Origin of the sequence: Pedobacter sp. Bi27, from assembly GCF_918698255.1 — a bacterium.
Taxonomy (GTDB): Bacteria; Bacteroidota; Bacteroidia; order Sphingobacteriales; family Sphingobacteriaceae; genus Pedobacter.
Genome location: NZ_CAKKMW010000002.1, coordinates 1,082,741 through 1,104,714 on the forward strand (window position 1 = coordinate 1,082,741; position 21,974 = coordinate 1,104,714).

Consider the following 21,974-nt stretch of genomic DNA (forward strand, 5'->3'; position numbering starts at 1 on the left):
TTTTGCCTGAAACGTTTAATGGGCAGCTGCGTCTTAATAACAAAACAATAGCAAAAACCTAAATATAAAAGATATGAAAACTTTAGCAAAAACAATATTCGCAGCAGCATTAACAGCAGTAGTATTTACTTCATCAGCCATGGCAACTTTTGCAGCTGAGCCTGTTAAAGCAGAAACCAAAACTGCTTCATTATCAAAATTCAGCAGGATCTGGGTAAGTGGTAACGTGAAGCTTATCTTAACACAAGGTGATAAACAAAATGTAGAAGGTACCAGCAATTACGATGCTACAAAAACCTCTGTATCAACTGATGGGAAAACCTTATTTATCAATTCATTAGAAACAAGCCAGGTAACGTTAAATATTACCGTAAAAGATTTAGAAAGAATAGAAGCTTACGGACAATCGGTTGTGCTTACCAGCAATAATTTCGATGTAAAATACCTTCAGTTATTTTTGGGCCAAAGTGCTACAGCGAAAATTAAAACTACAACAGGCAGTTTATACACCATTGTTAAAGATGATGCGGTATTAAAATTAAATGGTACCGCTGGTGAAAGCAAAATGATTGCAAGCAACATGAAAAATGTAAAATTAGCAAACTTTGCCAGTCTTAAATCTGCATCGTATGCTTCTCAAGCGATCATGGAAGCGGAACAAAACGCAATGAATTTAGCGAAATAACAAATAGGTTAATATAGTAAAGGGGGAGCGTATTCCTCATAAATCCAGAGTCAAAACCACACTAAAATTAATAATTGGCTGTGGATAAATAACATCTTATCTTTAATAAATGCCGCCTAACCTACGGGCGGCATTTTAACATTCGGGCGAAGAGCCGTTTTCACCCAACTAGATAGGAAAAATGCTCATATAATCTTCCAGTAGCTTTTCTTTGAGCATTTTTCCTGACCTGGAAAGTGTTTAGGAATTACCAGCTGAATATAAGCTTAAATTTAAAACAACCCTTGAGCACTTAATTACGATTGCAGGAAATAATGGGTTTGAGTATATGTTGTAGGATGTAAATAGCACTAGTTATTTAGCCATAGGAGTTGAACCTATCCTACCCAAGTTGATAACCGAGAGAAAAAGATTCTCCTTAACGGGAAGCTGTAATATTTTGAATCTTTCACGAAATTCTTATTAGAATCCGCAAAAAAAATCTGGTAATTGTAAACAAATTTATGAGCGGCGTTGTTCTTAATATTAATGCTTTCAACTGTTATTATAAGAATTAAGTAGAAAGTATCAAGAATCCATGAACAGATTAAAGTTCAAAATAAGTCTATCATTTTTTAGCATAATGATTTTATTATCATTAACAGTTCAATCCCAAACCTATACCGGCTGTGTAATATACGAAGCATCAGGAGATCCACGTCTTTCCGACGGCATTTATACAACTTCTTTAGGAAGCACTTCCAGTTGTAATGGTTATACTGTTCAAAATTATTCTTCAACCCCAACAACTGGTGCACTCTCTAGCTTTTGTTACACCCCAACTTTAAGTAATGCTTCGCCTGCGCTATATCGGAATTGTGTAACAGGAGGCAGATGTGGAATTATCACAACAATCACGATAGTAAACTGCCCTATAGACGATTACATTGTGTATTTTGCATTAACATTGTCTGTAGCTGCCATAAGCATGTTGAAAAAACAATATTAGGCGCATCCGGTAAGTTTTGTACGGATCAACTGGATATGTCGCGCTACTATCTACCTCGCCAAACTATGCTTCGTTTCCCGCCATGCCCATGGTGCTACAGCATCTTTCTCTTGCCACAAGCCTACTTTATTTTTCCTGGCGGTTATTTCCAGTTGTGAATAAAGTAAATCGCTGGAGTATTTTTTATAATGCCAGGCCATGCCCTGTTTAATCATTTCCTGGTTCACCACCTGTTTTTTGCGGTTAATTACTACAGCAATTAATCTTTTATACCGGTCGTATTTCTGGCCTTGTACACTCACCATTTGCCCGAAACACAAATCGGAGAGTGCTTTTTTAGCATAATTTCCAAAAGGTTGCGAGCCGCGTTTCTCAGGACAATCAATATGCGCTAAGCGGATTTTAATAGGCTGGTTTTGGTATAATACCTCCATGGTATCGCCATCCATAATGCGGATTACTTTGGCGGTAAAAACAAGCTGATTGTAGTTTATTAGTGATTTGCTTTCGCTTGGCGGGATGAAACAAGCCTGGAGCGTTAACAATAAAACCAACAAACTTACTTTTCCCAACCGCATAATGTTTTTCCGTCTTTTTTTGCTTTATCTATTGTGCTTTGTACAATTTTATATGTGCAGTTGCTTAAACCACGGCAACTGGTGCTATAATGATATTTTTTGGCGTTACCACTGTTGCAAATGTACACGGTTGTATTTTCTTTACAAGTAATGTTGATAAAGAAAAAGAGGAGTAAGGAGAGCATTTTCATGATTGAGGGATGGGTTATGAAAAAGATGAAGAATGAACAATCTGTGTATAAACAGAATATGATAATGTAGAAATAATTATGGTTTATGATTTCCTTGAATGAAATCATTGATTACTGGCTCCAGGCTAGAAGCCAAATCGGTTGTTCGTAGATCAAATTTCTTCACCTTCATGGCCTTGAACCAATCTGTCCAATATTGCTTAATTACATCTTCCTCGTAAGGATTTTTAACAGAAGGATTGATGCCTAAAACAATGATTTCCAGGTTTTTTAAGTTATAGGGAAAAGAAATAAAGCCTAGGTTGTTTTTCTTCATTATACTTTGGTAATTTGCTGTGTTGAGCTTTTTTAAGCTTAGAAATTCTGGGGTGATATAAGAGCTTTTACCTTTTATCTCAATTTTACTGTCTTTATGGTACATGTAACCATCCGTTAATATCACCAGAATATTCCGGTGTTGCGGTTTAATACAGTACTGCTGTACATTGTTTTTAAAGAATCTCCAGATGTCGGAGCCAACGTAATTGCCATCTTTAATCGCATACTGATAAATTTTGGCAGGATTATCGGTATAAACCCTGTCTATATTCTGGAATTCCTTTTTGCTCGTTTTAGGATTAAAATCAACCTTTAATTTTTGACTTAACTGATCAATGTCCGTGATTTTAGGAATGGGATTAAAGAATACTTGCATCTGGTCTTTTAAAAGAAGCATCTTCTTTTTCATTACATGATCTACAAAAACCTTTTCTACGGATTTAATATATTGAAGGTCGCGCTGATAAAGGCCAGGGTTTCTTTTAGGGTCGATCCGATCAGATAAATCGAGTAAAAAGCTGATGTTCAGGTTTTGGGCATTACTTTCTTTTATGAAAACACTAACAAATAAAGGGATCAATAAAAAGGTTAATAATTTCGGTTTCATAGTGTTGGTTTTATAAAGTAGACAGGTAAACTGAATTTTGAGAATCTTCACTGGCGCCAACATTTTTAAGGTTTTCATCATAACAGGCCCTGCATTCATTTTGAAGCTCAAATTTTTCGTGCTGTGAAATGCGAAGTTTTTCGTTAATAAACGTAATCCAGCCTTGCATGTACTCAGAGGCATACAGTACGTATTCTTTGGTGGGAATAATTACAGCATCGATGATTCTTTGTAGGGTAATGACGCGACCATGTGCTTCAAGCGAAAGTTTTTTGATATCGCTGAGTTCTGCGATCAGTTTTTCTTTTTGGATTTCGATATCCGTTATCCGGTCCTGATGGATCTGGATATCTTTTTTTCTACGGAGCTGTTCATGTTTTATTTTGTCTTTTTCACGGTGCTCTTTCATGATAAAATCGAATACTACGCCCCAGATGATGTAGACCACAAAACCCGCAAATATGATTCCCCAGAATTGGATTTTACTAAAGGCAATAGGGAGATTAAATGCAGGAGTTTCGAAGGTTTTGGTTAGTTCGTAAATCTTTTCTTCTATCTGATAGGCCAGAATAGCATCGAACACGAAGGTGGTAAGCAAAAGAAGACCGATTTTAATATAGTTTACCACACTTTTAACTTCGCCAAACATATGGATTAAGTAGCCTAAGCCTAAAAAAACGAAAGGAATAAAGGTTACAAAAGCACCTTCTAGCGATCCATCCTGCCAGGCCTTTGAAAAAGCCTTTGAATCTAGCACATTCATGATGATAGTACTATTGGCATCAAAAGGTTTAAAAAAGGCAGAATAAGAGGTAGAAATATAAAAGGTAAACAGATATAAGCTTAAAGGCATCAGGATGATTAAACCGATCCAGAATTTGGTTGAGGCACCTTTTGAAGCGCTGATGTGGTATTTTTCGGGATCCCTGGCCAGCTCGTTAATTTCGAATTTTAACTCTTCGATATTGTCTTTTACCTTTCTGATATTGGTTTCAACCAGGCTGATTTGCTGTTTTTTGCTCTCTTCACTGATAGAAAGGGTTTTGATTTCCGTTTCCTTTGTTTTCTGCTCGTTGATATAGGGCTCTTTAGCCAATTGCTGTTTTTCTACCAGCTCTTTTTCTTCATTTTGAAATTTCGCATAAATAGCATTCAGGCATATCGAAAGCGCCAAAGGGCTGCCGCTGTTTCGCGATCCATCTCTAAAACCTGCTTCGTGATAAGTTCTTTTTCTTACTTCCTCTGCTTCTGCCGTAAGGGGTTCTTTGATCTCCACATTTTCATCTTGAGGTGCTTCAGCTGTTTTTGGGTTAAAAAATTCTTCTATTTGGGCAATCATAACGTTAAATTTTGAGTTTGATTTATTAATTCATGATTATATTTCTCGCTTCGCCTAAATAATCCGGTCTCTGGCGTATGTTTTTTGAACAGGTAAAACTTCTGCGGGTTTTTCTTCTTTTTTTGCTGGTTGTTTTTTGTTATAAAAGGCGATCAATAAAAAGAGTAAGCCGGTAATTATATCGAGCGGGATCCAGATGCTTTTTCGGTGCAGATAAATGGGGAAAAGCGGATTAAAAAGGATAAGTACAATTATAAAAATGATTGCCCACGGGATGTGTTTTTGTTTTACCCAGATGTAAATCAACAGTAATGCGCCCAGCGAAACTATTGTTCTCAGAAAGGTGTAATATTCGATGGGCAATTTAAATATGGCTGCGAAACAGCAGATCGAACACGCAATGAGTATATACTTTATAACTTTCATTATACACGCGCTAGAATTTCATTTTTCTTGTTATCAAATTCTTCCTGGGAAAGAATCCCATTTTCTAATAAAGCCTTTAGTTTTTGCAAAACGGCAAAAGGATCTTCTTGTTGGGTAATATTTTCACTTGATGGAAGAGGAGTATTATTTACAACAATACCGCCACCTGCTGCAGCTCTTTTATCTTCCAGTTCCTTTTGTCTTCTATACTCACGCATTTCTTCCTCTTTCTCCTGAGCATATTGATAAAGTTTTCTGGCTTGATTTTTTGGAAGATAATCCATCATGTTATTGAAGTTTCTTACAGTCTTCATTGTAAATGTTGCGCCTAATATCCCCTCTTTAATGTGGCAATCTGCAACATCTTTCCAGCTGTAATCCTGAAAATCCATCGACAAACCAAAGTTCTTTGGTTTACAAAATATTATTCGCCTATTCGTTAAGGCAATACAATCTGGTGAGAAGTTTATTGCAGGTTTCTTTTGTACTGCAATATATTCTACCTGTTCGTTAGAAGTAAGCAGGCTATTAATTCGTTCTAAAATCTTTTCTACGGCTTTAGGATCTTGCTCTTCATTTAAGAACTTTTTTAAATCATTTATCATAATTTTTTGTCTAGTGTTGTATTTAGTTTTCATATCAAAAGTATGAAGGTACTTACTGCTTTTTTTACGGGAAACCGTAAAGTAAACAACTATTTGAATAATGATTTTCTTAATGTGATTTTAGTTTAATTAACTCATTATAAGTTATTTGTGAATATGATTTAATGTGGTGTAAGTTGGCAGATCTTCCTTCATCAGTTGGTTTTTGGCTTCACATAATCCTCTGATTTTTCTTTCTTCCACCAGCTATTATCGAGGCGTTTAATGGAAAAAAAAGCGCGGTTTACACCTGGTTTCATGGTTGCTGTATCGAGGTGCCTGCGCCATACGTGGATTAGGGTGTCGGTGCCTATACGTACCCACCAGAAAGTTTTGCCATAACGTTTTGTGGTGTACACTTCGCTTATGGTGCCCTTAATTGTTTTGTTGTTGAAACCGGGTTCCATTAACTGATAGGTGATCACTTTCTTTTTTTGTGCATGGGCATTGCCTATTATGACTGTTAATAATAGCAGTGTAACTAGATGTTTCATGCCACTAAGGTATTTCGGCAAAAAATATATTCCTTACGGCTAACAGTAAGGGAATGATAACTTAATAGAAAGGGTGATGGAATGAGTGAATATAGTTAATGCAAAAATGAGAGGTTGCCCTGCCTGATTCGAAAACAACCTCTACATTTTTTGAGAGATGAGCGGATAATTAGTAGTTTTCTATAGTTTGATGCAACTGGTTTCTGTAATCGTAAAGCTCATCGAGGTTAAACAGCTGCTTTTTCTCGCCAGCATCTTTTCCTTTCTCGAAAGTTTCGATGTACTTGTTAATGGTATTAAAATGGAATCTGCAAATTGGTTTACGGTTATTGTCGTCCAGCAATACGCCAAAGTAAGATTGGGTATCACGCGCAGCGATCCTGGCAGATGGAATCTTCTCGCGCAAGATGGCTTTTACAATCTGGAAAGCTTCTAATTCTTCTTCAGTAGTTACGATTTTAGAAGCATCGGGATCATCATTAACAGGAATCACTTTGCCTTCCTCCTTTTTCTCAATTTTCTCGTTAATATTCAATGCCGATTTTAAGCGGTCGCTGATAGATTCATTGATCGAAATGGTAAGGGCTTTTTTGGTATAATCTTTAAAGGCAATCATCCGGTTTGCCGTTAAGGGTTTGTCGAAAAAACGGTTTACTAAGAGCTTCACCATTTCATCGGAAGGGCTGTCTATTTCTTTTTCAAATTCCTTTCTGATGGCTTTAATGTATTTTAACCCTTCGGCCGAATCGAGGATCGTTTCTAAATTATATTCGTTTTTGGTGAAACTTTCGAGGATTTTAATGGCATTATCTTTCAGGTCTTCGATATCGATGGTTAAAAATGGTTTTTCATCCATAATGTTCGGCTTTTCCAAATCGGCGTAAAAATTGTAAACTGTACCGTTGGTTAATACCCCAAACCGCGCTTTAGAAACATGGTAATAGCGGTGCAATTGAGAATTATGCGCATCGGCACTTTCCTTCCAGTGTTTACATTCGAAAATGAGGATGGGTTCGTTGTTTTTACGGATCACATAATCTACCTTTTCGCCTTTTTTGGTGCCGATATCGCAAATGTGTTCGGGTATAACTTCTGTAGGGTTAAAAATATCGTAACCGAGGATTTGAATAAAAGGCATTACAAATGCATTTTTCGTAGCCTCTTCGGTATTGATCTGCTCTTTTAAGCCCACCACGCGCTGATGAAGTTGTTCTAACTTTAGTTTAAGATCCATAACTTATCGCATTAAATGGTTTCATCTTTTACTGATGCATCAGGCGCATTTTCTTTGACCGATTCGATGCCGCTATCTCTGGCATCAGCAGTGGTATACATTTGGCTGGTACCGATAATTTCGCCATTGGCAGCTTTTAAATTGAAATAGTAGGCTCCGTTTTTGGCAATTTTTCTGTCGTACCTGGCATCTGTTGGCGCATTGGTTTTTACCGATTCGATACCTTTGTTGCAGCCAGCTTTTGTGGCGTAGCCCTCGCTGGTGAGGATAACCCTGCCGTTTGCTGCTTCGAGATTAAACTGGTATTCGCCGTTTGTTCTTTTGGTAATGATAAATTTCCCCATAGTTGTTTTTTAAGCTGTTCAAAAGTATGGGAGGAATATGGTGCATCCTTACGGGAAACCGTAGGTTGGTTCATTAGTCAATTGGTTCAAGGTTAATCACTCTATACAATCGCCCGTTTTTAACCACAAAGCGCACAGAGAGAAGGCACAAAGGTTGCAGAGCTGGGTGCTTAGCGGTGCGGAGATCAATCGACTCCCGACTATGGACTGAAGACTAACCTAAGCTAAATCACCTTATTTGCGATGCAATAAGCAATTAGCTGACCATTATTTGAAATATTGAGCGCGGTTTTAATATAATTTATCCGTTTTTCGATGCTGCTCAAGCCAGACGGTTCCATATTTTTTTGTTTCAAAATGCCCGACATTTCTTTTTGGGTTTTTCCATCTAAAATGAGCGAAACGATTGTTTTATCATAGGGCGTAAAATCGTGCAGGTATTCTTCTTTTTGCCTCAGGTTGGGTGAATGGTATTTCTTGTTTTTATAAATGCTTTCTAAAGCCAGTTTAAGATCTTTTGCATCATGGCGGGCTTTAGGTACATAAGCATCGATATTTAATTCTTTAAACAGTGTATTCGCAATTAGTGCCCTGTTTTCTATCGAAAATACCAGTACTTTTAAATCTGGCTGTATTTCTTTTAAAGCTTTGATCAGTTCTCTGCCTCCTGCTATTTTTTGTTTCGGATAGTCTTCATCAAAAGAAAGGTCGGTAATGATCAGTTCATAAGGATCGCCATCGCGCTGTGCTTTTTGTACGCGTGTAAATGCATCATCACAATAAAACACATAATCTTTATCTGCTATGGTAATGCCAAGATCTGTAAGGGCGCTACGGAGCGATTTGCTAACAATTTCATGATCTTCGGCGATGAGTACGTTTTTGAACATATTTATATTTTTATAAGGTTGGAAATGAAAATTCAACACGAAGCCCTTCATCAGGCTTGGTCTCAAAAGTAATATGGCCCGAAATACTTTCTATACGGGTTTCCGTATTTCTTAATCCATTTTTAGGTGTTAAAACCTCCATTCCTTTTCCATTATCTACATATAAAATAGTTATACAATCATTTTCACGCTTAAAATTTATGGTAACGGTATCTGCCCCACTATGTTTTTTCATATTGGTCATCAGTTCCTGCAAAATGCAAAACACTTCGGCTTTAGTATCATCATTAATAGCTTCCCAAAGTTTTTCGCCGCCACCTTCAAGGGTTATGTTAGTTTCCGCCGAGGCATAAGCGTATAACATTTTCGACAGCTCAATCGAAAAGCTTTCTTCGTTGTTAATGTCTTTGCTATCGTAAGAAAGATCTCTCGATATTTTATAGATTACATCAAGTTTGTCGGCAAGATCATTCTTATCTATTTCGGCTGTGTTCTCTACCTCCGACATTACCTGGTATACCCTATTGGCTACACGGTCGTGAATTTTTTTTACATATTTGAGCTCTGTTTTTTTAACTTCTATTTCTTTTTCCTGCCTTAGGTTTTTCTGCCTTCTTTGGTATAAGAAATAACCCAGTATTAAACAGAGTGCCAAAGTGCCAATCCCTATATTTCTTAGGAGTATATCTTTTTGTTTTTGGATATTCTCTGCTTTAGCCTTCAGAAAATCGGCCTTGCTTTTTTCCGTTTCGTAACGGATGAGGGCAAATTGATTTTTGGCGGCGTTGCGGGCCGTTTGCAAGCTGTCGTCTAGGTTTTTATAAATATTGAAATATTGTTTTGTTTCTTTTACTGGGCTTAATTTTATAATTTTTAGTAACGCTTGCAATTGATCATCAGGGCTTTTTAGTTTTTTAGCACCTTCATACATTTTGTGTGCATAAAATAAGGCTGTATCTGGTTGGCTTAGGGTGTGGTAGTCGGCTAAATGCGCGAAACTGGCGTTCTGTCCCCAAAGATCATGATCTCTTAGGCGAATATGTAATGCTGCTAAAAGTTCGGGTTTGGCATTATAGTGAGGATTTTGCTTCCATTTGTTAAAGGCATAATTGGATAATGTTCTTGCGAAATTTTCATCGCTCATCTTCTTTTTTAAAATGCTGCTAAAGAGTGCCAATGCTTTTTGATAGGCACCAATTTTACCATAGGCATTTGCAATGCTATTCTTAGTTACGAGTACTGATATGCTATCTTGTGCATAAGTTATTGATTGGTTATAGAATATAATGGCTTGCGAATAGTTTTTTAAGTTGGAAGACGCTACGCCAAGCTCGTGAAAGGTAGATTCTAAATATACAAACTGCTCTTTTTTGTCCTTATTGAAATAAGTTAATGCTTCGGTCGAAATTTCCTGACCGCCAAAATAATCTCCTTTGTCAATAGAGGTTATGGCCATATTTACCAGGCACTTTGCGACACCTAAACTATCTTTTTGTTTTAAGAAAACGTCTTTAGCCTTGTTAAAATATATAAAGGAACTATCAGGTACTTTCTTTTCCCTAAATTCGAATGCCTTATCATAATCTGGATTGATTGTTTTTTTTTCTTTTGTTGCTTTCTGTTCCGAACAAGAGAGAAAAAACAATATTGAGAAGAGCGTAAAATAGTAATATTTCAAGGTTTTTGTTTTTTACCCTAAATTATGAAAATAATCATGATTATTCTGAATTTGAGATAAACAATCAAGATGGCGGTGTTAAAAGAAAAAAGACGGCATTGCTGCCGCCTTTTTATCAACTGTACTAATCACCTATTTTGGGTGGTGGCAAGTGGCCATTTTCGCCACCCGTATCTCCACCAGTTTCTCCTGTGCCGTCGCCTGGGGTACCAGGATTGGTCGGATCAGTATCGGCAGTATTTACGGTTGTACCGCTGTTAGGGTTACAATTGTTATTTGTATTTGCAGGCGTTGCCAATCCCAATAGGATCGCAATAAATAAAGGAATGAACATTTTGTCAAAAATTTAGAAATCGAATACTAGGCAGAGTACCCGCGAACCATTCGCGGGCCTTTCTACGGTTTGTATCAGAAGGCCTTCTGAAATTTTTGGGAAGTGATGAGTGTCTGTCGCGGAAGCCAATAACTGCTTCCCAAACCGGCTATTCACAACCGCGATTTCTACTCTTTTATTAATCAGTTTTTTAAATTAGCTTTGATAATGAATCGCCGCCTGTGCTGATCAACGATACAAATATGGGGGCTTCAAATCGCTAGTTATCAAAAGATTCCGTTCGTTCCTGTCATTCCGTTAGAATTCCGGTTAACCGTAAAAATTCCGGAAATTCCACCCTATTTTTACGCTAAATTTTTATAGAAATGTTTGAGGAGTATAAAAAAGACCTATTAAAATTCTTTCAGATCAAGAAAGAAAATCATCTTCTTGCTGAGAATTTGGAATCTCTTGGGCGGGAAAAATTAAAGAAAGAATGTATTAGGATATTTAGACTAAAAAATACTCAAAAGGATAAAGATTTTGTCCGATCAGTGTTTGATCCTACAAATGAATATGAGGATCAAATGAGAAGCATTGAAAAATTTGACTTGGATAAGTTTAGGCCTTTAATAAGTTTTTTAACAGAAAAAGTAAAAACGATTAGAGACGATAAACTCGTTAAGCTTTTTGCATGGTTAATAGATTTTCCTGCTAATGAAGAATGGAGAGAACTTAGTGATGAGGAAAAAAAACGTGTCTTTGAGGATGCAACGAGGAAAAAGAAAATAACTAGAAAAACTGGTGGAGGTAAAACGACAGGCCCTAAGATTGGTCGATCTGGAACAAGACTAATCCCCCACACCTATATTGTGATTACATGTATTCTTTTGCTCTCTATCGGCAGCATCTCTTTTCTGGCCTGGGAGCGCATGGCTACAAGTGTTAGGATGCCTAAAGCAGGTGAAACCTTTATGTATTGGGATGGCGATCATTACGAGCCCGTTAAAGATGGTGAACAAAAAGCTGGTGTTACGATCATCCCATTAAATCTTAAAATACTGAAACAGCAAAGAAAAATTAATCTGCCTGATACCATGACTACTTATTCCTTAGGTAAAGTGTGGTATAAGGGCTATAAAGACAACCACGAATATTTTACTGCGGCCGGCTCGTATCCACCAGATACGCTTAGAACATTAAAAAAACTTTCGCCTGATATATTAAAGTACCATACTTCTAATTACAGGTATATGCTTACCCGATTAGTATGGTTTATATGTGCAGCGTTTTTTGTAGGACTTTGTGGTTATGGAGCAAGCACGTTAAAGAAAGAAGTTAAACAGCCCGTGGATGAAGGGGAGACTGGTAATGCTGCAAATTTTTCCGAAGCCCAATTCGCCCAACAATAGCTTAATCTATTATTGGACTATTAGATGCATTTAGCGACTAAGCAATGTTTTAACCCAAATGCATCGCACCTGGATTAACCCATTACTTATTTTATTGGCCCCAGTTTACCTGAATGTTATTTTTTTGGGCGTAAGCTTTACCTTTTTCCATTAAGGCATTAAAGTTTTGCTCAAAGCGAGCGCCATATTTCTGGTCGATGCTGTTAATGATTTCATCTTTGGCACTTTGGCTGCCTTTGCTGTCGCACAGTTTGGCGTAAGCCAGGTATTCGTTTTTATAAACGGGGATGACCAGTTCGTACAATTGCTGCGAAAGGGCTTTAATTTCTTTTTCTTCATCGCCAGAGGTGGAGAGTTTTTTTACCTTTTCGAGCGATTGCTCGAGGTATAATATTTTGTTGTTGAGGTTGGTGGCGGCTTCATTGCCTTTCTTTTTATTGGATGGGATATCGGGATATTCTTTGGTTTCATCGTTGATGTGGCGGGCCAGATCGGCGCTGGCAAAATCGTTGATCATGTTGGTGTTTAAGATCGTAATGTCGAAAAAATGTGCTGGTGTTTCAGAACAGGCCGAGAGCAAAAGGCTAAGCAGGATTAAAAGGGATACGAATGGTTTTGACGATAGCGCTGGTAATTTGTTCATGATCTAATATAGGGTTTCCTTGTCAAATTTGTTTTGGGGAGGAGCAAAGATTGAGCCGAGTTTTTTAGTCCAAAGTCGTGAGTCCGGAGTCGCTCAACGCATCATCATGAATTAACGAAATCAGTGGGCTTTTTTTGCCACGGAAACATGGAAGGCACGGAATCTTTGAGCGAACTTGTACTGAATTGGGAGGGAAGTGAAAATCGTTTAATTTGAACCACATAAGACATAAAAGGTTCATATAAGCACAATAGCCTTACATGTTCTTCAATGTCTTATGGTGAAAACTTTACACCCCCAACTTTGCGGCCTTTGCGCCTTCTCTCTGTGCGCTTTGTGGTTAAAAATATGGAAAATGTAAGATGGATTATGAAAACAGTCGGGCGTTTGGCGGGGAGCGGTTAGCGCTGATTAAAAAATGCTGAAGCTATATGGCCAAATAATATAGAATGGGATACTCGGTTTGGTCTACAATTGACCGAATAAACCAACCATAATATAACCAACATGGTATTGATAATGAAATACTTAATATGTAGATTTAGTTTTATTTTATGACCTGCTTTAGCTTACATCAATATTCTTGTTATTGAGTTAAAACCAAAAGACCCATTATGAAAGAATCAGCATTAACGGAAAAGAAAAGGCGTTTTATTAAGCGCACTTATTTCGGTGTATCAGACAATCCGCTTGATGATGTAAATCCATTTGATGCCTGGGATGAATTTTTAGCGGCCAAGGTAAAGGATATGAATTGGGGGATAGATCCTGATGCCATTAAAAGGTCAAAAATCAGGTTTGCCTATAATTTTAACCAGATTTTAACGCATTATAATGTTTCGCTGGCGCTTGAAGATATCCTGGTCGACCTGGATAAGGATACACAGACCAACGAAGCGATGATAAACACCTGGGCTGATAAGGCCGTTTTTCCCAGTGATAAGACTGGCACTAAAGCGATAGGAAAATGAAAAGGGCGCTATTATTGATCTCTTGCCTGGGTTTTGGAAGCCTGGCAGCTGCCCAAACAACTGGTGCCGATACCACGGCAAAAAAAAGTATGGTGGAAGCGTCGGCTTCGTTTAAAGTGTTCGATAAATACGGGCTAAAGGTTGACCTTAAATTTATCGATCCGGAAAAAGGATCATTCGGGATCGATTATCAGTTTCAACTGGATAAAAAACTATTGGGCAAGGATCCGGCTAAAATCAATAAACTTAACCTATCATTAGGCAGTAGGGGTTTTGTAACCGTTGCTGAGGATAAAAACAAAAACAGCAGCCTGATTTCGGAAATTAAATTGGAGGGGCAACCCCTGTTCCATGTAAAAGGCAAAGACCTTGGGCCGCGTAGCACTATAGATGCGCTGGCAGATGATGACCCGGAGCTACCTCCCGGAAAAGACCCTCTTGTTCAACAGATACGTGATCAGGCTGCACAGGTAGCTTCGCCCTTGTGGCTATCGTTTAACCTGCATGCGAAACATGAAACCACGCAGGATTTCAGGAATTACGATTTTGCATTTGGCCCGCAGCTTTCTGTTTCTACTTCTTACCTGAGTTCGATCCTCGATTTTCCGTTTGGTTTGTTAAGGGCGGCAAAAAACAACAACCCCAGGCAGTTGGATTTATCTGTTGGTTATGATTATGTAACCGGCGCGAATAAAACCAGCCTTGCTCCTTTGCTTGAAGATTCGAAATTTATGAACAGGTTAAACCTTAAAGCTGAATGGGAAACGGGTATACTTTCTGGAAATGAGCGGATCGCTTTTTTATTCGATTCGTATTACGACCTCGACCGTAATTTATTGTTGAAAAACGCAGGTAAAGACTGGAATTACTTTTACATGATCAGGATAGAAAAGCTGCTTAAAATTAATTTAGGTCCGGGCACCAAAACCAGGGTTGCGATCAAGTATACTGCAGGTGAGCTTCCACCAAATTTCGATAAAGGTTTTGTTCTTGGCGGAGGTTTCTCTATCGATTTTTAGTGAAATGCCTTAAAAGAGCTATGCGCCAGTTCTGTCTCCTTTGTGCCTTCTCTTTTCCCTCTGCGGTTAAAAATTAGTTCTAGTTTAAAGATCTCTCCGCTCCGCGTTGCTTCGGAGATGACGACTTTTCTATTGGAACCTGGCAATGGTAGTGTAATAGAAGAGACTTATATATTAAAAAACTTTACTCTCAGCTCTGCGGCCTCTGTGTCTTTTCTTTGTGCCCTCTGTGGTTAAAAATATGGAAAATGATGATGGATGGAATTTTTAGGCCGAAATCTGAAGCCAAATGACCCAATGACTGAGGAACAACTGGACTACATCCCCTCCTTCAAACTATATACTTTTCCTTCATAAACTCCATTCAACAACTGCACTGCCATTTTGCTTCTTTGCCCGGTTTGGCAATAACACACCACTTTTTTGTTTTTTGGGATAACTGCAAGCGACTCCCTGAGTTCGTACAGTGGAAGGTTGATGCCTCCAATATTGCCGTCTTCGTGTTCGTAGCTTTCGCGTACATCAATTAAAAAAACTTCATCAGCATTGGTTTCCAGCCAGCGATCTAATGTTGTGCTATCGATTTCTGATATGGCTTTATCGGTTTTGGCAGGTGCTGGTTTTGGGGTATCGGTTGGTTTTTTTGAGGCAATTTTAAATACCAATACGGCATTGTTCAATGCATTAACGGTCATCAGTTTGCCCGAAAGTGTTTCGCCAATGCCGCAGATTAATTTTAGGGCTTCATTGGCCATGTACAAGCCTATTAGGCCAGGTAAAATGCCAATTACCCCTCCTTCTACACAGTTATTATTTTCAGTTGGTGGTGCTGGATAGAGGTCTCTATAGTTTGCGCTACCCTGGTGGTTAAATACCGCAACCTGACCTTCGAACTGTAAAATAGAACCGAAAATAAGTGTTTTGCCTAAAGCCACACAGGTATCGTTCACCAGGTAGCGGGTGGTAAAATTATCCGAGCAATCGACTACCAGATCATAATCCTTGCAAATATTCACCGCATTATTAGCCCTAAAACGTTCGTGATAGGTACTGAAGCCCACATGCGGATTAAGCAATTGGAGTTTTGCAGCGGCAATTTTTGCTTTAGGTTGCCCAATATCGGTATGGTTATACAAAATTTGCCGGTGCAGGTTGCTCAATTCTACCACATCATCATCTACAATGCCGATTGTTCCTATACCAGCTGCGGCCAAATACTGCAATACCGGGCAACCCAAACCACCTGCGCCGATAACCAATACTTTGGCGGCTTTTAGCTTTTCCTGTCCGGCGGGGCCCAGTTCGGGCACGATCATCTGCCGGTTGTAGCGGTTTAGTTCTTCTTTTACTAACATGATTTTTGGATCAAACTCATATCCCAATCTTTCCAAATGGGCTCATAGCCCTGTTTTCTGATCATGGCCGCAATTTCCTGTGCCGAACGTTCATCAGATATTTCGAACTGTTCAAGCGATTGAGGTTCCACTTCGTAACCACCGGGATTGGTTTTAGAGCCCGCACTAATGGCGGTAATACCCAACTTAATTACCTGGTTTCTGAAAGCTACCGTTTCACGGGTAGAAATAGACAGCTCTACTTCACTGTTGAATAAGCGGTAAGCACAGATCAGTTGCACCAATTCTTTATCGTTCATCACTACTTTGGGTTCTAGACCGCCGCTAAAGGGGCGTAACCTGGGGAAAGAAATGCTGAATTTACTTTGCCAATATTGTTTTTCGAGGTAAGAGAGGTGCAGGGCCGTAAAAAATGAATCTGTACGCCAGTCTTCCAAGCCGATTAATACGCCAAGTCCCATTTTATGGATCCCGGCCTGCCCCAAACGGTCAGGCGTTTCTAAGCGGTAAAGAAAGTTCGATTTTTTGCCTTTTGGATGGTGCTTTCGGTAGTCATCCTGATGGTAGGTTTCCTGATAAACCAATACCGTATTTAGCCCGTGCGGAATAAGGGTTTCGTAGTCGGCTACATCCAAAGGCTGCACCTCCATGGATATATGGGCAAAATGTGGACTGATGAGGTCTAACACTTTTTTAAAGTAATCCGTGTGCACACTTTGGTTGGCTTCGCCGGTAACGAGTAAAACATGGTCGTAACCCATTCCTTTAATTACCGCAACTTCTTGCATAATTTCCATTGGGTTGAGCGTTCTCCGTCTTACTTTATTGTCATAACTGAAACCACAATAGGTACAGATATTATTGCATTCGTTGGAGAGGTAAAGCGGGATGTACATCTGGATTACCCGACCGAAACGGTCTAAAGTTAATCGCTGGCTAATCTGCGCCATGTCTTCGAGATAAGGCAGCGCTGCGGGAGAAATAAGCGCTTTAAAATCTTCCAGATCGCGCTGTGTATTGCGCAATGCCCGTTCTACATCTGCAGCTGTTTTATCGTAAATACTGGCCTTGGTATCGTCCCAATTGTGGGATTCGAATACCTCGTTAAAACTCTTCATCTAAAAATGCGGTTAGTGGACTGCTTGCTGCAGCATAGTGTGTTTGGGCACCTAGTTTAGACTCGAAAGCCATTCGGCCGGCTTCTACAGCCATTTTAAAGGCAATAGCCATATTAGTTGGATCTTTGGCTATGGCAATGGCTGTGTTTACCAGAACGGCATCGGCACCAATTTCCATGGCTTTGGCTGCATCAGATGGTGCACCTATGCCGGCATCAATAATTACGGGAACCCTGCTCTGGCTGATGATAATCTCTAAAAAATCGATCGTTCTTAATCCCTTGTTACTGCCAATTGGAGCACCTAGCGGCATTACTGCTGCCGTGCCCACATCTTCCAAACGTTTACATAAAACCGGGTCGGCATGGATATATGGCAAAACCACAAAACCGAGTTTAACCAGTTCTTCAGTGGCTTTTAAGGTTTCGATCGGATCGGGCATGAGGTATTTCGGATCTGGGTGGATTTCCAGTTTGATCCAGTTGGTTTCCAAGGCTTCGCGTGCCAGCTGAGCGGCAAAAACAGCTTCTTTTGCATTGCGCACACCAGAAGTATTGGGCAATAAATTGATGTGCGGATATTTAAGGTGATGAAGGATATCGTCGTCCTTACCTTTTAAATCTACACGTTTGAGTGCTACGGTAACCAGTTCGGAGGCCGAGGCAATTAAGGCACTTTCCATCTCTTTGGCAGAGCTGAATTTTCCGGTGCCGGTAAAGAGGCGAGAGCTAAAGGTTTGATCTGCTATGGTTAACATATCTGTAATTTTTAAATCGAATGAATACTGAACTTGCTGTTGATTTCTTCAATAACTGCAGCCGTTTGTGTTTGGTTGGTGAGCGCTGCCGAGATGGCAATTCCGTAAATTCCGGTTTCGAGGATAGCTGGAATATCAGCTGCTTCAATGCCACCTATGGCGATAATGGGGGTATTAATGCCAGCTTTTCGCACTTTTTCCATTAGTTTGTGGTAGCCCGCTAAGCCGACAATCGGGCTCAGGTTTTCTTTGGTCTGGGTAAACCTAAAGGGGCCAAGGCCAATGTAATCGGCACCCTCTGCCACCCTTTGCAAAATGTGTTCGAAGGTATTTGCTGTGCCTCCGGCGATCTGGTGTTTGCCGATAATTTTCCTGGCTTCGGAAATGGGCATATCCTGCAGGCCCAAGTGTACGCCATAACTATTTACGGCTTTTGCCAGGTGCGGAAAATCGTTTACGATAAGCCTGGCGCCATACTTTTCGCATAAAGCCTGTGCAGCTTTTGCAAAAGGCAGGATTTCGGCTTCGGCCTGGTTTTTAATGCGCAGCTGGATCCATTTTCCGCCAGCCTGGAGCACCTGCTCAATGGCATCGATATGGGTGCCTGTTCGGGGTGCTTGCGAAATATATTGTAATGGGTGAATCATATTGATGTTTTTAAAACGGTTGATGGTAAGCAAGGCAATGTTGCTGTGCTTTTTTAAAATTGATTAAAGCTTGAGCGGGATCGTTCCAGATACAGCCCAACAGTGCAATACCATCGAAATTCATTTGTTTTACCTGATCGATCTGGTTGAGGCCAATGCCACCCAAAGCGATTAATTTTGTATTGCTGTTAGGTTTGTTTAAATGAAAACCAGCAGGAATAATCCCCATGTAACCTGGTTTGGAAAGGCTGTTGAATACCGGGCCATAAAAACTGTAATGGTATGGCCTAATGCGATCTATATCTGATAACTGATGAATAGATGTGCTCCATATATGCTTTTGCGGTGGCAGGGTATTGGGCGTAATACTTTTTCTAAAGCTTTCAGTATGGTGGATTCTATGAATGTTATAATCGTTGGCCAATGTATGGAAATGGTGTAAAGCAATGCGGGGATGGTATTCCGGTAAAATCCCTTCAACAATTTTACGGTAACCGGCCTCATCGGCATTTTCCTTGCGCAAATGAAATACCTGTAAACCGGCTTCGAAAAGCTGATTTACAAGATGGCATTCTTCCTTAAAACAGGTTGGCTTGGCAATTACAATCAGTTCCATAGCGGTTTAAGAATAAATTTCGCTTCCTTTTTGGGTAAACTCTTTCGATTTTTCCAGCATGCCCTGTGCTAAAGCTGCCTCTGCTTCCACACCTTGTTTTGCGGCATATTCCCTCACATCCTGCGTAATTTTCATCGAGCAGAAATTCGGGCCGCACATGGAACAGAAATGTGCAATTTTGGCGCCCTCTGCAGGTAGGGTTTCATCATGAAATTCTTTTGCGGTATCTGGATCGAGTGAGAGGTTAAACTGATCTTCCCATCTAAATTCGAACCTGGCCTTGCTTAAAGCATTGTCACGGTATTGCGCACCTGGATGGCCTTTGGCCAAATCGGCGGCATGGGCGGCAATTTTATAGGTAATTACACCGTCTTTAACATCTTTTTTGTTTGGCAGGCCCAGGTGTTCTTTCGGGGTTACATAACAGAGCATCGCTGTGCCAAACCAGCCGATCATGGCAGCGCCAATGGCTGAGGTAATGTGGTCGTAACCTGGCGCAATATCGATCGTTAACGGGCCTAAAGTGTAAAATGGCGCTTCACCGCAATGGTCGAGCTGTTTTTCCATATTGGCTTTAATCAGGTGCATGGGTACATGCCCAGGGCCTTCTATAATCGTTTGTATATCATGTTTCCAGGCTATTTTAGTGAGTTCGCCAAGCGTTTCGAGCTCCGAAAACTGTGCGGCATCATTTGCATCAGCAATACAGCCAGGCCTCAAACCATCGCCTAACGAAAAGGCCACATCATATGCTTTCATAATTTCGCAGATCTCCTCAAAATGGGTGTACAGAAAGTTTTCTTTGTGATGGGCCAGGCACCATTTGGCCATAATGGATCCGCCACGCGAAACTATGCCTGTAATCCTTTTAGCGGTTAAAGGCACATAACGGAGCAGTACACCGGCATGGATGGTAAAATAATCTACGCCCTGTTCGGCCTGCTCAATTAAAGTATCGCGGAAAATTTCCCAGGTGAGGTCTTCGGCTTTTCCGTTTACTTTTTCTAAAGCCTGATAAATAGGAACGGTACCAATGGGCACAGGCGAATTGCGGATAATCCATTCGCGGGTTTCGTGGATATTTTTCCCTGTTGATAAATCCATAATGGTATCGGCTCCCCAACGGCAGGCCCAAACGGCTTTTTCTACTTCCTCTTCGATGGTAGAGGTTACGGCCGAGTTACCGATATTGGCGTTAATTTTTACCAGAAAGTTTCGGCCAATAATCATGGGCTCGAGTTCGGGGTGATTGATATTGCAGGGAATTACCGCCCTGCCAGCTGCCACCTCTGCCCTTACAAATTCGGGTGTGATGTAGCCTTTTGGTGTATTTGCGCCAAAGCTATTGCCCTGGTGCTGGTGGTTCATTACATCGTGCTGATCGCCCAATTGCGCATTTAACAGCTCGATCTGTTGGTTTTCCCTAATGGCAATATATTCCATCTCGGCCGTAATGATGCCTTTTTTTGCATAATGCATTTGAGATACATTGGCACCGGCCTGTGCTTTATAAGGTTTGTTGGTGAAGTTAAAGCGTAAGGCATCAAGCTTCTCATCGGCCAGGCGCTGTTGCCCGTAAGCAGAAGATGGTTCAGGAAGTTCTACCACATCAAGCCTGTCTTTAATCCATTGTTCCCTTAGGCGTGGCAAGCCTTTTTTTACATCAATAACAGCGTTAGGATCGGTATAGGGTCCGCTGGTATCGTAAACCATAACAGGCGGATTAGGCTCGGTTAAGCCAAATCCGTTATGGATTTTGGTTTCCGATAAACTGATTTCGCGCATGGCCACCTGGATATTGTGGATTTTTCCAGGTACAAAGATTTTGCGTGAGGCCGGAAAAGGACTGCGGCTGATGACCTCTTGGTTCGGTGTTTTTTCTTGTTTCATATGAGTAGAATCAATTATTGAGTGATTGATGAGAGGGGGATTGAGTTATTGAATGACATAATGAGAGAATGACTGAATGGCAGCAGGAGTGAATGGGCTATACTTTACATTCAATCATTCAAAATTCATTCATTTTTACCCTCCCTGCGTGGCTTTTATGAGTATAACCTGATCGGCCGGATTTAATACATGGGTTGCCCAGTCTGCTTTGGGAATAATGGTTTGGTTTACGGCAATGGCAAGGCCGTTTGTTTCGGTTGAAATGACAACAGCAAGCATCTGTTCGATGGAACAGGCTTCGTTGAGCAGATAGTTTTGATTGTTTATAGTTACTTCCATATTTTAAAAAATTGGAAAAACTATAGAGATTGCCCCAAAATGGAGATCGAAAAGACAGCAATGTAAGATTGCTTTCACTTTTCCCTTCGGCAGTACTAACTGCATCAGGTTCAAAGGGTATTTCTCAGCACGTAGGCACCCCTAAAGTTTTTTGTAAATATATGTGATTAAATTTCTAATGCAAATAGAAAATGATATAGATAAAATCTATACTTTATCGCTAGTGGTATTGATGTCATTCTGAACGCAGTGAAGAACCTTTAACCGATGCAACACAGAACCAAAATCTGTTCAATAAAGATCCTTCCTTACACTACCATTGAAAGATCTGTTAAGAAGGGTCGTCATTGCTGTAAGGGTTTAGTAATTCGGTAACAGAATTAGCTTTGTATTAGCTAATGATTGATTTATGCGAATAAACACGAATGATCTTACCTTAAAGCGTAATTACCTGAACAAATACCGTTTCCTGATCACA

23 protein-coding genes and 1 riboswitch are annotated in these 21,974 nt (G+C 39.9%); of the genes, 4 read left to right on the top strand and 19 right to left on the bottom strand.

What is annotated here, in order from left to right; translation table 11 throughout:
• The first annotated feature begins 73 nt into the window (after positions 1 to 73).
• The gene (locus LQ227_RS10010; protein WP_230143138.1) at positions 74 to 685 is read left to right on the top strand and encodes a GIN domain-containing protein; all 612 of its coding nucleotides are present in this window, start codon (positions 74 to 76) and stop codon (positions 683 to 685) included.
• A gap of 1,038 nt (positions 686 to 1,723) precedes the next feature.
• Here the strand turns inward: LQ227_RS10010 and LQ227_RS10015 are convergent.
• The 11 genes from LQ227_RS10015 to LQ227_RS10065 all read right to left on the bottom strand — a co-directional run bounded on the left by LQ227_RS10015 (position 1,724) and on the right by LQ227_RS10065 (position 10,750).
• The gene (locus LQ227_RS10015; protein ID WP_230143139.1) at positions 1,724 to 2,251 is read right to left on the bottom strand and encodes a thermonuclease family protein; all 528 of its coding nucleotides are present in this window, start codon (positions 2,249 to 2,251) and stop codon (positions 1,724 to 1,726) included.
• A gap of 267 nt (positions 2,252 to 2,518) precedes the next feature.
• Entirely contained in the window at positions 2,519 to 3,367 is an 849-nt protein-coding gene (locus LQ227_RS10020; protein WP_230149211.1) for a hypothetical protein, read from the bottom strand.
• Between the two features lie 10 nt (positions 3,368 to 3,377).
• Positions 3,378 to 4,706, bottom strand: a complete 1,329-nt coding sequence (locus LQ227_RS10025) for a hypothetical protein (RefSeq protein WP_230149214.1) — start codon at positions 4,704 to 4,706, stop codon at positions 3,378 to 3,380.
• A gap of 54 nt (positions 4,707 to 4,760) precedes the next feature.
• On the bottom strand, positions 4,761 to 5,132 hold the full coding sequence (locus tag LQ227_RS10030; protein WP_230149216.1) for a DUF6804 family protein: 372 nt from the start codon (positions 5,130 to 5,132) through the stop codon (positions 4,761 to 4,763).
• Positions 5,132 to 5,770 (bottom strand): PH domain-containing protein, encoded by a 639-nt coding sequence (locus tag LQ227_RS10035; RefSeq protein ID WP_230149218.1) that lies wholly within the window; start codon positions 5,768 to 5,770, stop codon positions 5,132 to 5,134. The genes LQ227_RS10030 and LQ227_RS10035 overlap by 1 nt, the downstream gene beginning before the upstream one ends.
• A 161-nt stretch (positions 5,771 to 5,931) precedes the next feature.
• The gene (locus LQ227_RS10040) at positions 5,932 to 6,270 is read right to left on the bottom strand and encodes a hypothetical protein (protein WP_230149220.1); all 339 of its coding nucleotides are present in this window, start codon (positions 6,268 to 6,270) and stop codon (positions 5,932 to 5,934) included.
• 169 nt (positions 6,271 to 6,439) lie between these two features.
• A complete protein-coding gene (locus tag LQ227_RS10045; RefSeq protein ID WP_230149222.1) occupies positions 6,440 to 7,504 on the bottom strand; it encodes a type I restriction endonuclease in 1,065 nt (354 codons plus the stop codon).
• An 11-nt stretch (positions 7,505 to 7,515) separates the two neighbouring features.
• A complete protein-coding gene (locus LQ227_RS10050) occupies positions 7,516 to 7,848 on the bottom strand; it encodes a YegP family protein (protein WP_230143151.1) in 333 nt (110 codons plus the stop codon).
• Positions 7,849 to 8,072: 224 nt separating this feature from the next.
• Positions 8,073 to 8,738: a response regulator gene (locus LQ227_RS10055; protein ID WP_230149224.1), complete on the bottom strand. Its 666-nt coding sequence runs from the start codon at positions 8,736 to 8,738 to the stop codon at positions 8,073 to 8,075.
• Positions 8,739 to 8,748: 10 nt separating this feature from the next.
• Positions 8,749 to 10,416, bottom strand: a complete 1,668-nt coding sequence (locus LQ227_RS10060; RefSeq protein ID WP_230149226.1) for an ATP-binding protein — start codon at positions 10,414 to 10,416, stop codon at positions 8,749 to 8,751.
• A gap of 124 nt (positions 10,417 to 10,540) precedes the next feature.
• Positions 10,541 to 10,750, bottom strand: a complete 210-nt coding sequence (locus LQ227_RS10065) for a hypothetical protein (protein WP_230143157.1) — start codon at positions 10,748 to 10,750, stop codon at positions 10,541 to 10,543.
• Between the two features lie 365 nt (positions 10,751 to 11,115).
• Between LQ227_RS10065 and LQ227_RS10070 the strand changes: the two genes are divergently transcribed.
• Positions 11,116 to 12,141 carry a hypothetical protein gene (locus LQ227_RS10070; RefSeq protein WP_230149228.1) on the top strand — a complete coding sequence of 342 codons (1,026 nt, stop codon included), beginning with the start codon at positions 11,116 to 11,118 and terminating at the stop codon, positions 12,139 to 12,141.
• A gap of 91 nt (positions 12,142 to 12,232) precedes the next feature.
• On the opposite strand, the gene LQ227_RS10075 is transcribed toward LQ227_RS10070, so the two are convergent.
• On the bottom strand, positions 12,233 to 12,784 hold the full coding sequence (locus tag LQ227_RS10075; protein ID WP_230149230.1) for a hypothetical protein: 552 nt from the start codon (positions 12,782 to 12,784) through the stop codon (positions 12,233 to 12,235).
• 614 nt (positions 12,785 to 13,398) lie between these two features.
• Here LQ227_RS10075 and LQ227_RS10080 point away from each other — a divergent pair.
• Positions 13,399 to 13,755: a hypothetical protein gene (locus LQ227_RS10080; RefSeq protein ID WP_230149231.1), complete on the top strand. Its 357-nt coding sequence runs from the start codon at positions 13,399 to 13,401 to the stop codon at positions 13,753 to 13,755.
• Positions 13,752 to 14,774 (top strand): hypothetical protein, encoded by a 1,023-nt coding sequence (locus tag LQ227_RS10085; protein WP_230149232.1) that lies wholly within the window; start codon positions 13,752 to 13,754, stop codon positions 14,772 to 14,774. The genes LQ227_RS10080 and LQ227_RS10085 overlap by 4 nt, the downstream gene beginning before the upstream one ends.
• A 317-nt stretch (positions 14,775 to 15,091) precedes the next feature.
• Here the strand turns inward: LQ227_RS10085 and moeB are convergent, their stop codons facing one another.
• The 7 genes from moeB to thiS all read right to left on the bottom strand — a co-directional run bounded on the left by moeB (position 15,092) and on the right by thiS (position 21,496).
• A complete protein-coding gene (gene moeB / locus LQ227_RS10090) occupies positions 15,092 to 16,129 on the bottom strand; it encodes a HesA/MoeB/ThiF family protein (RefSeq protein WP_230149233.1) in 1,038 nt (345 codons plus the stop codon).
• On the bottom strand, positions 16,123 to 17,247 hold the full coding sequence (gene thiH, locus LQ227_RS10095) for a 2-iminoacetate synthase ThiH (RefSeq protein WP_230143170.1): 1,125 nt from the start codon (positions 17,245 to 17,247) through the stop codon (positions 16,123 to 16,125). The genes moeB and thiH overlap by 7 nt, the downstream gene beginning before the upstream one ends.
• On the bottom strand, positions 17,234 to 18,004 hold the full coding sequence (locus LQ227_RS10100) for a thiazole synthase (protein WP_230143172.1): 771 nt from the start codon (positions 18,002 to 18,004) through the stop codon (positions 17,234 to 17,236). The genes thiH and LQ227_RS10100 overlap by 14 nt, the downstream gene beginning before the upstream one ends.
• Before the next feature lie 11 nt (positions 18,005 to 18,015).
• Complete coding sequence (locus tag LQ227_RS10105) at positions 18,016 to 18,651, bottom strand: thiamine phosphate synthase (protein WP_230143174.1); 636 nt, start codon at positions 18,649 to 18,651, stop codon at positions 18,016 to 18,018.
• A gap of 10 nt (positions 18,652 to 18,661) precedes the next feature.
• A complete protein-coding gene (locus LQ227_RS10110; RefSeq protein WP_230143176.1) occupies positions 18,662 to 19,267 on the bottom strand; it encodes a thiamine phosphate synthase in 606 nt (201 codons plus the stop codon).
• A 6-nt stretch (positions 19,268 to 19,273) separates the two neighbouring features.
• Positions 19,274 to 21,157, bottom strand: a complete 1,884-nt coding sequence (gene thiC / locus LQ227_RS10115) for a phosphomethylpyrimidine synthase ThiC (protein ID WP_230149234.1) — start codon at positions 21,155 to 21,157, stop codon at positions 19,274 to 19,276.
• 135 nt (positions 21,158 to 21,292) lie between these two features.
• On the bottom strand, positions 21,293 to 21,496 hold the full coding sequence (thiS, locus tag LQ227_RS10120) for a sulfur carrier protein ThiS (protein WP_230143180.1): 204 nt from the start codon (positions 21,494 to 21,496) through the stop codon (positions 21,293 to 21,295).
• 64 nt (positions 21,497 to 21,560) lie between these two features.
• Positions 21,561 to 21,649, bottom strand: a riboswitch (TPP riboswitch).
• Positions 21,650 to 21,974: the final 325 nt, after the last annotated feature.

Excerpts from the sequence above, each read along its gene's own strand:
- LQ227_RS10070 (WP_230149228.1), top strand. The coding sequence starts at position 11,116 with ATGTTTGAGGAGTATAAAAAAGACCTATTAAAATTCTTTCAGATCAAG.
- LQ227_RS10025 (WP_230149214.1), bottom strand. The coding sequence starts at position 4,706 with ATGATTGCCCAAATAGAAGAATTTTTTAACCCAAAAACAGCTGAAGCA.
- LQ227_RS10010 (WP_230143138.1), top strand. The coding sequence starts at position 74 with ATGAAAACTTTAGCAAAAACAATATTCGCAGCAGCATTAACAGCAGTA.
- thiH (WP_230143170.1), bottom strand. The coding sequence starts at position 17,247 with ATGAAGAGTTTTAACGAGGTATTCGAATCCCACAATTGGGACGATACC.
- LQ227_RS10105 (WP_230143174.1), bottom strand. The coding sequence starts at position 18,651 with ATGATTCACCCATTACAATATATTTCGCAAGCACCCCGAACAGGCACC.
- LQ227_RS10080 (WP_230149231.1), top strand. The coding sequence starts at position 13,399 with ATGAAAGAATCAGCATTAACGGAAAAGAAAAGGCGTTTTATTAAGCGC.
- LQ227_RS10040 (WP_230149220.1), bottom strand. The coding sequence starts at position 6,270 with ATGAAACATCTAGTTACACTGCTATTATTAACAGTCATAATAGGCAAT.
- LQ227_RS10065 (WP_230143157.1), bottom strand. The coding sequence starts at position 10,750 with ATGTTCATTCCTTTATTTATTGCGATCCTATTGGGATTGGCAACGCCT.
- LQ227_RS10035 (WP_230149218.1), bottom strand. The coding sequence starts at position 5,770 with ATGAAAACTAAATACAACACTAGACAAAAAATTATGATAAATGATTTA.
- thiS (WP_230143180.1), bottom strand. The coding sequence starts at position 21,496 with ATGGAAGTAACTATAAACAATCAAAACTATCTGCTCAACGAAGCCTGT.
- LQ227_RS10015 (WP_230143139.1), bottom strand. The coding sequence starts at position 2,251 with ATGCGGTTGGGAAAAGTAAGTTTGTTGGTTTTATTGTTAACGCTCCAG.
- LQ227_RS10055 (WP_230149224.1), bottom strand. The coding sequence starts at position 8,738 with ATGTTCAAAAACGTACTCATCGCCGAAGATCATGAAATTGTTAGCAAA.
- LQ227_RS10045 (WP_230149222.1), bottom strand. The coding sequence starts at position 7,504 with ATGGATCTTAAACTAAAGTTAGAACAACTTCATCAGCGCGTGGTGGGC.
- thiC (WP_230149234.1), bottom strand. The coding sequence starts at position 21,157 with ATGAAACAAGAAAAAACACCGAACCAAGAGGTCATCAGCCGCAGTCCT.
- LQ227_RS10110 (WP_230143176.1), bottom strand. The coding sequence starts at position 19,267 with ATGGAACTGATTGTAATTGCCAAGCCAACCTGTTTTAAGGAAGAATGC.
- LQ227_RS10030 (WP_230149216.1), bottom strand. The coding sequence starts at position 5,132 with ATGAAAGTTATAAAGTATATACTCATTGCGTGTTCGATCTGCTGTTTC.
- LQ227_RS10020 (WP_230149211.1), bottom strand. The coding sequence starts at position 3,367 with ATGAAACCGAAATTATTAACCTTTTTATTGATCCCTTTATTTGTTAGT.
- moeB (WP_230149233.1), bottom strand. The coding sequence starts at position 16,129 with ATGTTAGTAAAAGAAGAACTAAACCGCTACAACCGGCAGATGATCGTG.
- LQ227_RS10085 (WP_230149232.1), top strand. The coding sequence starts at position 13,752 with ATGAAAAGGGCGCTATTATTGATCTCTTGCCTGGGTTTTGGAAGCCTG.
- LQ227_RS10050 (WP_230143151.1), bottom strand. The coding sequence starts at position 7,848 with ATGGGGAAATTTATCATTACCAAAAGAACAAACGGCGAATACCAGTTT.
- LQ227_RS10075 (WP_230149230.1), bottom strand. The coding sequence starts at position 12,784 with ATGAACAAATTACCAGCGCTATCGTCAAAACCATTCGTATCCCTTTTA.
- LQ227_RS10100 (WP_230143172.1), bottom strand. The coding sequence starts at position 18,004 with ATGTTAACCATAGCAGATCAAACCTTTAGCTCTCGCCTCTTTACCGGC.